Consider the following 10,889-nt stretch of genomic DNA (forward strand, 5'->3'; position numbering starts at 1 on the left):
AATGAACCGATCGCACTTCATGAGATTGCCAAATCAGCGATGGCGTATTTCATCTACCAACCCCGAACAAATAGACGAACTGGTAAAAAGTACGGGACTTTCTCCCCTTCTGGCTCAGGTGTTGGTGAATCGAGAGATCGTCACCCCAAAATTAGCGCAGGTATATATCGATCCAGAATCACAACTCTTGCCGTCGCCGCTAGAAGAATTCTCCGATTTGGCACTTAGCGTCGAGTTATTAGCAGAAGCGATCGCAACCAAAGACAAAATCGCTATCTGCGGCGACTACGATGCCGATGGGATGACCAGCACCGCTTTATTATTACGCACTCTCAGATCTTTGGGGGCAGAGGTAGAATATGCCATTCCCAGTCGCATGAAAGATGGCTATGGCATCAATCTGCGCATTGTTGAAGAGTTTGCCAGTGCGGGCGTAGGCATTATTTTAACGGTTGATAATGGCATTTCTGCCTATGAACCGATCGCTCGCGCGATCGCGTTGGGTATGGGCGTTATCGTTACCGATCACCACGATCTCCCAGAAAAACTCCCTCCCGCTCATGCAATTCTCAACCCTAAGTTACTTCCAGAATCCTCTCCCTATTGCGGACTTGCAGGCGTTGGCATGGCTTATATTCTAGCAGTGACTCTCGCTCGAAGTCTGGGAAAAGAAGAGGAATTGACAGATCGATTGCTAGAACTCTTCACCCTAGGGACGATTGCCGATCTCGCGCCTTTGGTGGGAGTGAATCGCCGTTGGTTAAAACGGGGACTGCGCCAGTTACCCAAATCCCAATTAGCAGGAATTCAAGCACTCATGCAGATAGCAGGGGTTAGCGACGCGCAAAAGCAACTCAAACCCGACGATATCGGTTTTAGGTTGGGTCCCCGAATTAATGCCGTCGGACGCATTGGCGACCCGCAAATGGTTATCGAATTGCTGACGACTGACGATGCTGGACTGGCTTTAGAAAGGGCGATGCAATGCGAGCAAATCAACCGCAAGCGCCAGGAATTGTGCGAACAAATCGAACGAGATGCGATCGCGCTGATCGAAGAAACGCCTATCGACTGGAGACGCGATCGCGTTTTAGTCGTCGTTCGACCCCAATGGCATCATGGAGTCATCGGCATTGTTGCCTCTCGTTTAGTCGAACGCTATGGCGTTCCGGTGTTTATTGGCACTTACGAAGAAGATACTTCTATCTTGCGCGGTTCGGCAAGAGGCATTGAAGAATTTAACGTCTTTGAAGCCTTAGAATTCTGTCGCGATTTATTGGGAAAATATGGGGGACATAAAGCGGCTGGCGGCTTTAGTTTACCCGCACAAAATTTGGATGCTTTCAAGCAAAAACTCAGTGCTTTTGCCCATCGATGCCTCAAATTAGAACATCTTAAACCTCTCATTAAAATTGATGCCGAGGCGAATTTTATTCAATTGACTCCCTGTCTGTACCAACAAATCGATCGCTTGCAACCATGGGGAATTGGTAACGATTTTCCTATCTTTTGGACGCGCAATGTTAGGGTTAAAGAACAGCAACCTGTAGGAAAAAATCAGAGTCATCTAAAGCTGACCCTGGCTCAAGACGATAATACTGAAATGAAAGCGATCGCTTGGCGTTGGGGCGATTATTTTCCCTTACCATCTCGATTGGATATTGCCTATAAATTGCAAGAAAATGTTTGCAATGAAAACAAAAATATTGAATTAGAACTTGTTGGCGTAAGACTTCCCGATCCTAACTTTATTTTTGCTATTAATTCCGCTACGAAAAAAGCGATTTTTGAATATAAAAGACGAACTTATGTTTGTAGTTGGTGGGAAACTTTAAATGAATTGAGAATTCAAAACGAACAGGGCAAAATATTAGCTGTTAGTCAAGGACAAAATATAGGCTTACTGGGCGATAGCTACGAACGCACCCAACAAGTCGATCTGACTCAACCTCATTACTCTCAACTAATTCACACTGCATTTGCTGCCTTAAACGATTAGTAAAAATACCCCTCCTAATTGCTAGGAAGGTATTTTTTAACGCAAATTTAATAAGTAATTGCTCTTACAGATCGCCGCCACGGAAAGCTAATAAGAAGATAACCGCCGGACCAGCAAGCATGATTAAAGATACAAAAACCAAATTAAAAATTACTTCCCAATTAAGGCTTGTTACCGGATCGAGCAGGTTCGTTAGAAAATCCATTTTTCCTCCCAGTTTTATGAGTCAATCGAGTAGCTGCATATTAACATAATAAGGAATCATACCCGATCTTAGGGGGCAAGTATCCGCTCTTTTTCAGCAACGATACAAAAATACATAAACTTTTGTTTCAGAGAGGCAGTTGAGAAATCATGGCAACTTGGCGATGCGTCAAATTTTGTGGGGCTTGCTGTCACTTAGAACCCCGCGATCGCCCGGACTTAGATAAGTATTTATCCTCAGAAGAATTGGAACTCTATTTGAGCATGGTCGGAGAGGGAGGATGGTGCAAGCACTTCGATCGCAGTACGCGAGAATGTACCGTTTACGAACGGCGACCGCGTTTTTGTCGCGTCAAGCCAGATATTTTCCAGCAGATGTATAGTGTAGACGCAGCAGAGTTTAATGATTTTGCCATTGAATGCTGTCGCCAACAAATTCAGGGCGTATACGGAAAAAATAGTTTAGAAATGCATCGCTATAACACAGAGGTAAGTAAATTTTGACTTCTACAACCAAAGATACGTGACTGATGACGGGCAATTGGAATTTCCGTTCAATTTTTGGTAAAAATGAAAAGAGTATGAAAAATGTTACTCCAAAAATTGCATGACATCAATTAGGTCAGTCCAAAGAGAACGAGTCGAACAGACACAAGCTCAAGTAGAACCCCCCTGTACTATTGCCGAATCGACCGAGCCTAGGGAAAACCGAGAGACTTGGAGCTTCTGGACAGTTTTTAGCTCGACTTTCTTGACCATCTTTGTAGCCGAGATAGGAGACAAGACTCAGTTAGCTACCTTGTTAATGAGTGCAGAGTCCCAATCCCCGTGGATTGTCTTTGCCGGAGCTGCTGCCGCCTTAATTGCAACCAGTCTACTAGGCGTTCTAGTCGGTTGCTGGATTGCTAGGCGATTATCTCCTCAAACCTTAAATTTCGCAGTTGCTCTGCTACTGCTACTAATTACAGGTTTATTGATCGGGGATGTAATTAGCTAGCTAAGAATTAATACTTGATAACTGAGAACGGGTAACTGATAAATGGATTGGCAACTGTTCGGACTGAGTTTTCTAACGATATTTTTAGCAGAAATTGGCGATAAAAGTCAATTAGCGGCGATCGCTCTCGGCGGAAGTTCTAAATCGCCTCGCGCCGTCTTTTTTGGCTCTATTACTGCGTTGATACTTGCTAGCTCGCTCGGAGTAATCGCTGGTGGCGGAGTAGCTCAACTCCTGCCAGAAAAAATGTTAAAAGCGATTGCAGCGATTGGATTTGCGTTAATGGCAGTAAAACTTTTATGGTCAAACTCGCAAGACTAAAAATAGGGTTACTGCCAAGTCGAAACGGAACGCAATTCTTCGGGAATTTGCGTATCGGCTGGAAATTCTAATACAGTTTCAGAACCCCCTAGATATCCCGATTGATTAAAAGCAAGTAACATTCGGGATAAAGCAATCCACACCTCGCGATCGAATTCCCAATCGCATCCTTTTCCTGAATAGCAAGCGATAGATTTTAATGCCCAAAAATAGCTATTGCGAACGATAGAGCCGCCTTTTTTATAACTAGGAAGATCTTCAGAGTTAACGATCAAAATGTTATCTTTTAGATGAACTTTCATGATTAATAGGAAGCCGGATCGATCGAACTGTTGTGAAATTAAATATTTATAAGATTTTGCTTTCCTTAGAGAACCAGAAAGCAGAAAATAGAGGTTTGGGAGCGATCGCAAGGAGAACAAATTAATGTCAGATAATTTTAGAAGTCGAGTTGTTACCCAAGGCACGCAACGCACTCCTAACCGTGCCATGTTGCGGGCAGTAGGCTTTGGCGATAGCGATTTTAGCAAACCTATCGTGGGAATTGCCAATGGCTATAGCACTATCACCCCTTGCAATATGGGGATTAACGAATTAGCCAAATGCGCCGAAGCAGGTGCGAGAAATGCTGGAGCGATGCCGCAGATGTTTGGGACGATTACTATCAGCGATGGTATCTCGATGGGAACCGAGGGAATGAAGTATTCTCTCGTCTCCCGCGAAGTCATTGCCGATTCGATCGAAACCGTTTGTAACGGACAGAGTATGGATGGAGTCTTGGCAATTGGCGGGTGCGATAAAAATATGCCGGGAGCGATGATTGCCATGGCTCGCATGAATATCCCTGCCATTTTTGTCTATGGAGGTACAATTAAGCCGGGACGTTATGACGGACGAGATTTAACCGTTGTCAGTGCCTTTGAAGCAGTCGGACAGTACAGCGCGGGTAAAATTGACGAAGCCGAATTAATGGCGATCGAACGCAACGCCTGTCCGGGAGCGGGTTCCTGCGGCGGAATGTTTACTGCCAATACCATGTCTTCCGCCTTTGAAGCGATGGGAATGAGTCTGCCCTACTCTTCTACGATGGCAGCAGAAGATCCAGAGAAAGCAGAAAGTGCCGAAAAATCTGCTGCGGTTTTGGTTGAGGCGATTCATAAGCAAATTTTGCCCAGTCAGATTTTAACTCGCAAGGCATTTGAAAACGCTATCTCCGTCATCATGGCAGTTGGCGGTTCGACTAATGCCGTCTTGCACTTGCTTGCGATCGCGCGCACCATCGGCGTAGAACTGTCCATCGATGACTTTGAAACCATCCGCCATCGCGTTCCAGTCTTGTGCGATCTCAAACCCTCCGGGCGATACGTCACCACTAACCTACACCAAGCTGGCGGCATTCCCCAAGTAATGAAGATCCTGCTGGTACATGACCTCCTGCACGGAGATGCGCTAACCATTAGCGGACAAACCATTGCAGAAGTTTTGGCAGACGTGCCGAACGAACCCCCCAAGGGACAGGACGTAATTCGTTCCTGGGATAACCCTGTCTACCGAGAAGGACACCTCGCCGTCTTAAAAGGCAATCTAGCTACCGAAGGGGCTGTTGCCAAAATTAGCGGGGTCAAGAATCCAAAAATTACGGGACCGGCAAGGGTATTTGAATCGGAGGAAGAATGCTTGGATGCGATTCTGGCAGGAAAAATTAATCCTGGAGACGTAATCGTTATCCGTTATGAAGGACCCAAAGGCGGTCCCGGAATGCGAGAGATGCTCGCGCCGACTTCTGCGATTATCGGTGCGGGTTTGGGAGATTCTGTAGGACTAATTACCGACGGACGCTTCTCTGGCGGAACCTATGGTATGGTTGTCGGTCACGTTGCACCAGAAGCAGCAGTAGGCGGTACGATCGCTCTGGTAGAAGAAGGAGATAGCATTACCATAGATGCAGAGCAAAAATTGTTGCAACTAAACGTCCCTGAGGAGGAATTAATCCGCCGTCGTGCTAATTGGCAACCTCCAAAACCCCGTTATACCAAAGGAATTTTGGGAAAATATGCCAAGTTGGTATCGTCAAGTAGTCTCGGTGCAGTGACGGATATGGATTTATTTTGAAGCGATAGTCCAACACTGATAGCACGTCTGCTAGCCATTGAATAATGAGTCCCACCACTAAATTCCTGTGGAATTATAGTGGGGGGATTCTTCATTTCCAATCGTTATCAAACGCTCGATCGGACAATGATACTCGAATCGATAGCTTGAATTGTCGGGCATCCACTCAACGCCATCGCTAAATCCAACTCATCGCGCAACAATTCCAAGACGTGGCAGACTCCTGCCTCTCCGCCAACCGCCAATCCCCATAAAATAGGACGACCAACCAAAACTGCTTTTGCACCTAAAGCTAAAGCTTTGAGGATATCCGTTCCTCGCCGAATTCCGCCGTCTAAGAGGATATCTGCTTTATCTCCGACAGCTTCTACGATTTCTGGTAAAGCATCCAAGGACGCGATCGCACCATCCAATTGTCTCCCGCCGTGATTGGATACAATAATCCCCCTCGCGCCGTATTCTACAGCTTTTTTGGCATCATCTCCCCGTAAAATTCCTTTCACGATGACGGGTAAGCGAGTTATCGACTGCAACCATTCCAAGTCTTTCCAAGTGACGCTGGGATCGATTTGCTCGGTAAAATAGGCAAATAACCCCGACTCGCCAGCGGTTTTGGCAATAGTTAGATCTGCCATGCAAGTTAAATTAGCCAGTTCCATTCCTGGCGGTAGGGCAAATTGATTGCGACAGTCCCGTTCTCGTTTTCCCAAAAAAGGTGCGTCTACCGTCAGACATAAAGCGCTAAAACCTGCTGAGTGAGCCATTTCTACCAGAGTTTGAGTCAGAGAGCGATCTTTATGAACGTACAACTGAAACCACTGGAAAATATTTTTTCTCTCGCTTGCTACCGCTGCCAAACTTTTGGTCGATAGCGTACTCAAAACCATTCCAGTACCCAACTTCTGCGCTGCCCTCGCGGTTGCTAATTCTCCTTCTGGATGCGCCAAACACTGAAATGCCATCGGCGCAATTAAAATCGGCATCGGCAAAGATTGACCCACAATAGACGCGCTCAAATCTCGTTGACTGACATCGACCAACATCCGAGGGCGAAATTGATAGCGATCGAAAGCAACGCGATTGTATCGTAAAGTTAATTCATCGCCAGCGCCGCCGCTATAGTAATCCAGTGCCATCCGAGAGAGATTTTTCTTGGCAAGCGATTCGTACTCGAAAAGATTAATCGGGCGAAGCATGGGATTTTGGATAGATTGTATGGATAAATTAGCGATCGCACCTCAGAGGCTATGCATAAAGTAAATCTTAAGACAAGCTTGAGAGTTTTTGCGATCGCGCTTCGATCGTCAACTAACCTATCAAGGATCGAGAGGACTACGAACGCCCCGACCACCACGATTAAGTACGTGAGTATAAATCATCGTCGTCTTGACATCCTTATGTCCCAATAATTCCTGTACCGTGCGGATATCATACCCATTTTGTAATAAATGAGTAGCAAAACTATGACGAAAGGTATGACAACCCACCTTTTTTTGAATACCAGCTTGACGCACTGCTTGTTTTAACGCTTTTTGTAAACTACTTTCATGCAAATGATGGCGACGCACTTCTGAGCTACGTGGGTCTTTAGAAATGCTGCCGGAAGGAAATACAAATTGCCAAATCCAATCATATTTTGCCCGCACATACTTTCTCTCTAACGCGAAAGGCAAATAAACTGAACCGTAGCCTTTTTCTAAATCTTGGTTATGAATAATTTTGACACTTTGTAAATGAATTTTAAGTTCCTCTGCAATACTTTCAGGCAACATCGTTACGCGACTTTCGTTTCCTTTTGGATCGCGAACTGTTATTTGGTTCTGGGCGAAGTCAATATCTTTAACCCGTAAATTTAAAGCCTCATTTAACCTTAAACCAGTGCCGTAAAGTAATCTCACTAAAAGTTGATGTACTCCAGATAATTTTTGAATAATTAACAAAACTTCTTCTTTTGTCAAAACTGTTGGTAAATATTTAGATTTCTTGGCCCGTACTGCATCTACTTTTAAATCTAAATCTTGTTTTAATACCTCTTTGTAGAGAAATAAAACAGCGTGAAGTGCTTGGTTTTGCGTTGAGGCAGCCACATTTTCATTCACTGCCAGATGGGTTAAAAATGCCTCAATTTCTGGACTTCCCATGTCTTTGGGGTGGCGTTTATTATGGAAGAGGATATAACGCCTAATCCAGTAAATGTAAGTTTTCTCTGTTTGATAAGAATAGTGCTTCAGTCGGATAACATCTTGTACTTGTTCAAGCAGTTTCTTTGGGCGTTGTTCCATCAGTTTTATACAGAAAAATTCCGTTTAATACTCTAAATAAGAATGTTATCCAGAAAAATTCTGGATAACACCAAGGGATATACGGAAAAATTCTTGATAACTCTCCTGTAAAGGGGGGTTATACGGAAAAATTCGGTATAATATCCGAATAAGGGCATAAAAAAGAATTTTTCCGTATAATATGAAAAGAGGCAGCTATGATGCTTGATATATCAGGATTGAGAAAAAGATTATACGGAAAGTTTCCGTATAATAAATAGTTAGCCCGCAGTGACCGAGTGGACATACCGCCCGAAGCGGATCGCCCCATGAACTACGTCAAGTCCAAACAACGTGTTGCGGACCACGGGGAGGTTTTCACGCCGCCTTGGCTGGTCGAAGCAATGCTCGACCTCGTGAAGGCCGAGACGGAGCGCATCGACTCCCGCTTTCTGGAGCCGGCGTGCGGCAGCGGAAACTTTCTTGTGCGCGTCCTCCAACGGAAGCTTGCCGCGGTCGAACTCAAGTACGGCAAGAACGAGTTTGGAAAGCGCCTCTACGCGCTGTTCGCGCTGATGTGCTGTTACGGCATCGAACTGCTGGCGGACAATATCGCCGAGTGCCGCGCGAACATGCTGGAGATCCTTACCGACTATCTGGACCTGGATGAGGCAGACGAGCTATATCGGGCCGCCTCCTACGTGCTGTCGCAGAATCTTGTTCACGGCGATGCCCTGAAGATGCGCACGCACGACGATCAACCCATCACCTTTCCGGAGTGGGGCTACCTTGGCAAAGGCAAATTCCAGCGACGCGACTTCCGTCTCCATGATCTGGCCTTGTCGTCCACGTTCAGCGCGGACGGCTCGCTTTTCGCCCACCTTGCGAAGCACGAGATCTTCACTCCGACGAAAACCTACTCGCCGATGACGGTGCGCGAGCTGGCCGGCGCCGGCGATGGTACGAAGGAGGCCGTATGAGCGGACAGGCGGCTTTTGCGCTCCGCGGCCGGAACCCCGATGTGCTGACGTGCATCGCGAACCTGTCGAACGACGAAGTGTTCACGCCGCCGGAGTTCGCCAACCGCATGCTCGACACGCTGGCCGAGGCGTGGGCGGAAAGCCGCGGCGGGGCGAACCTGTGGGCCGATCCGAACGTGCGCTTTCTCGACCCCTGCACGAAGTCCGGCGTGTTCCTGCGCGAGATCACCCACCGGCTGGTGGAGGGCTTGAAAGACGACATCCCCGACCTGCAAGCGCGCGTGAACCACATTCTGACCCGGCAGGTGTTCGGCATCGGCATCACCCGGCTCACCGCGATGCTGGCGCGGCGCAGCGTGTATTGCAGCAAACACGCCAACGGGCCGCACTCCATCTGCAAGGCCTTTTCCAGCGAAGATGGCAACATCTGGTTCGAGCGGGTGGAACACACGTGGGGCGAGACCAAGTGCGTGTATTGCGATGCGCCCAGGGCGATTCTGGAGCGTGGAGAAGAGTTGGAAAACTACGCCTATGCGTTCATCCACACCGACGACATCCGGGCCTGCATGAAGGAAATCTTTGGAGGCGACATGCAATTCGATGTGATTATTGGCAATCCGCCGTATCAGATGAAAGGCGGCGCAGGGGGGTCGAGCGATTCTTCGATCTACCATCTGTTCGTGGAGCAGGCGATGCGATTGGAGCCACGCTATCTCTGCATGGTCATTCCTTCGCGCTGGATGGCGGGGGGGAGGGGCATGGATGAGTTCCGCAGGACCATGTTGAGTTCGCGCAAGCTCATCAAGCTCGTGGACTATCCGGTCTCAAAAGAAGTCTTTCCGAATGTGGCAGTTGAGGGCGGTATTTGTTTTTTTCTATGGTCGCAATTCCACAACGGGCCATGCGACGTGACGGTGGTTCGCGGGCAGGAAGAAACTACCTCATCGCGACAACTCGATGAGTTCGACGTCTTTGTCCGTGACCCGAGAGCTGTCGGTATCCTGCGCAAAGTGTTGAAAGCGGGAGAGCAGTCCATCACCGACATTTTGACCGCCGACACCCCCTTCGGTATTGCCACCAACTTCGATGGCTTCCACGACAAGAGGAAAGCTGGCGACGTTGCGCTCCATTATGTCCGGAACGGCAGGCGCGGCATCGGGTTCGTCCCGCGCAACATGATTGCCAAGAACACGCATCTGATCGACAAGTGGAAAGTGCTTGCCCCGGAAGCACATGGTGGTGGGCATAAGATGCCTTCCTCCGTGCTAGGAAAACCTTGGTTGAGTCCCCCGCCATCAGTCGCCACGCAGTCATTCTTGGCGTTCTGGCTGGAAAATGAGGATGAAGCACAAAGTCTTGAGTCTTATTACCGTACCAAGTTCTTCCGCTTTCTGGTCTCGCTGCGCAAGCTTACACAACACGCGCTTCGGTCAACTTACAGCTGGGTTCCTGTCCAAACATGGAATCGCCTCTGGGCCGATGAAGCGCTTTACAAAAAATACGGGCTGACGCAGGAAGAAATTGATTACATCGAGGCCGTCATCCGCCCAATGGAGGCTAACGGGGGCGGCGACGATGCCTAGACCCATCGAACAAATCCTTGCCGAAAAACCTCGCGCCCGGCCGCGCATCTACGTCTATTCCATCGATGATGCGGCGCACGCGGGGCTGCTCAAGATCGGCCAGACCACGCGCGAGGTGAAAAGCCGCGTGGCCGAGCAGCTCCGGACTGCCGCCATCGAAAACTACCGCATCGAGCTTGACGAACCCGCCGAGCGGGACGACGGCAGCACGTTCACAGATTTCGAGGTGCGCGATGCGCTAGTGAGAAAGAATTTCGAGATCGTCACGGGCGAATGGGTGCGCTGCACGGTGGCGGATGTGCGAACGGTGCTCGCCGAGTTGCGCACCGGCCAGCGCTACACCGGCACGCATCACCAGACCTTCCCGATGCGGGAAGAGCAGCGCGCGGCGGTGGAAAAGACTTTTGCCTATTACCAGTCCATCTGGGCCGA

General features: G+C 48.3%; 12 protein-coding genes (1 of these 12 running past the window's edge). 8 read left to right on the forward strand and 4 right to left on the reverse strand.

All coding sequences use genetic code 11. From position 1 onward, the window contains the following. The first annotated feature begins 19 nt into the window (after positions 1–19). Positions 20–1,999, forward strand: a complete 1,980-nt coding sequence (gene recJ, locus NIES593_RS20820; RefSeq protein WP_073601410.1) for a single-stranded-DNA-specific exonuclease RecJ — start codon at positions 20–22, stop codon at positions 1,997–1,999. A 64-nt stretch (positions 2,000–2,063) separates the two neighbouring features. Here the strand turns inward: recJ and psb30 are convergent, their stop codons facing one another. Continuing rightward, the gene (gene psb30, locus NIES593_RS20825; protein WP_015145333.1) at positions 2,064–2,204 is read right to left on the reverse strand and encodes a photosystem II reaction center protein Ycf12/Psb30; all 141 of its coding nucleotides are present in this window, start codon (positions 2,202–2,204) and stop codon (positions 2,064–2,066) included. 149 nt (positions 2,205–2,353) lie between these two features. Between psb30 and NIES593_RS20830 the strand changes: the two genes are divergently transcribed. The 3 genes from NIES593_RS20830 to NIES593_RS20840 all read left to right on the forward strand — a co-directional run bounded on the left by NIES593_RS20830 (position 2,354) and on the right by NIES593_RS20840 (position 3,521). Beyond that, positions 2,354–2,707: a YkgJ family cysteine cluster protein gene (locus NIES593_RS20830; protein ID WP_073601411.1), complete on the forward strand. Its 354-nt coding sequence runs from the start codon at positions 2,354–2,356 to the stop codon at positions 2,705–2,707. Between the two features lie 103 nt (positions 2,708–2,810). After that, positions 2,811–3,200: a TMEM165/GDT1 family protein gene (locus NIES593_RS20835; protein WP_217651993.1), complete on the forward strand. Its 390-nt coding sequence runs from the start codon at positions 2,811–2,813 to the stop codon at positions 3,198–3,200. Positions 3,201–3,242: 42 nt separating this feature from the next. After that, the gene (locus tag NIES593_RS20840; RefSeq protein ID WP_073601412.1) at positions 3,243–3,521 is read left to right on the forward strand and encodes a TMEM165/GDT1 family protein; all 279 of its coding nucleotides are present in this window, start codon (positions 3,243–3,245) and stop codon (positions 3,519–3,521) included. 8 nt (positions 3,522–3,529) lie between these two features. On the opposite strand, the gene NIES593_RS20845 is transcribed toward NIES593_RS20840, so the two are convergent. Then, positions 3,530–3,823 (reverse strand): hypothetical protein, encoded by a 294-nt coding sequence (locus tag NIES593_RS20845; protein ID WP_073601413.1) that lies wholly within the window; start codon positions 3,821–3,823, stop codon positions 3,530–3,532. Positions 3,824–3,947: 124 nt separating this feature from the next. On the opposite strand from NIES593_RS20845, the gene ilvD reads away from it, so the two are divergent. After that, positions 3,948–5,633, forward strand: coding sequence for a dihydroxy-acid dehydratase (gene ilvD / locus NIES593_RS20850; protein WP_073601414.1), 1,686 nt, complete (start codon positions 3,948–3,950; stop codon positions 5,631–5,633). A gap of 107 nt (positions 5,634–5,740) precedes the next feature. Here ilvD and NIES593_RS20855 read toward each other — a convergent pair whose 3' ends face one another. Together NIES593_RS20855 and NIES593_RS20860 are read right to left on the reverse strand one after the other, a co-directional pair. Then, positions 5,741–6,829, reverse strand: coding sequence for an alpha-hydroxy acid oxidase (locus NIES593_RS20855; RefSeq protein ID WP_073601415.1), 1,089 nt, complete (start codon positions 6,827–6,829; stop codon positions 5,741–5,743). A gap of 120 nt (positions 6,830–6,949) precedes the next feature. After that, positions 6,950–7,915 (reverse strand): integron integrase, encoded by a 966-nt coding sequence (locus NIES593_RS20860; protein WP_073601416.1) that lies wholly within the window; start codon positions 7,913–7,915, stop codon positions 6,950–6,952. Positions 7,916–8,223: 308 nt separating this feature from the next. On the opposite strand from NIES593_RS20860, the gene NIES593_RS20865 reads away from it, so the two are divergent. The 3 genes in view from NIES593_RS20865 to NIES593_RS20875 are tightly spaced (each overlapping or abutting the next) and all read left to right on the forward strand, a layout consistent with a single transcriptional unit that may run on beyond the window. Further along, a complete protein-coding gene (locus NIES593_RS20865) occupies positions 8,224–8,874 on the forward strand; it encodes an N-6 DNA methylase (RefSeq protein WP_073601417.1) in 651 nt (216 codons plus the stop codon). Then, complete coding sequence (locus tag NIES593_RS20870; protein WP_073601418.1) at positions 8,871–10,457, forward strand: Eco57I restriction-modification methylase domain-containing protein; 1,587 nt, start codon at positions 8,871–8,873, stop codon at positions 10,455–10,457. Before NIES593_RS20865 ends, NIES593_RS20870 begins: the two co-directional genes overlap by 4 nt. Next, positions 10,450–10,889, forward strand: the 5' end (the start) of a protein-coding gene (locus tag NIES593_RS20875; protein ID WP_073601419.1) for a GIY-YIG nuclease family protein. The gene runs 2,125 nt beyond the window's last position; 440 of the gene's 2,565 nt are visible here — the first part of the coding sequence; it begins with the start codon at positions 10,450–10,452; the stop codon falls past the right edge of the window. The genes NIES593_RS20870 and NIES593_RS20875 overlap by 8 nt, the downstream gene beginning before the upstream one ends.

It is taken from the genome of Hydrococcus rivularis NIES-593 (assembly GCF_001904635.1).
Lineage (GTDB): Bacteria > Cyanobacteriota > Cyanobacteriia > Cyanobacteriales > Microcystaceae > Hydrococcus > Hydrococcus rivularis.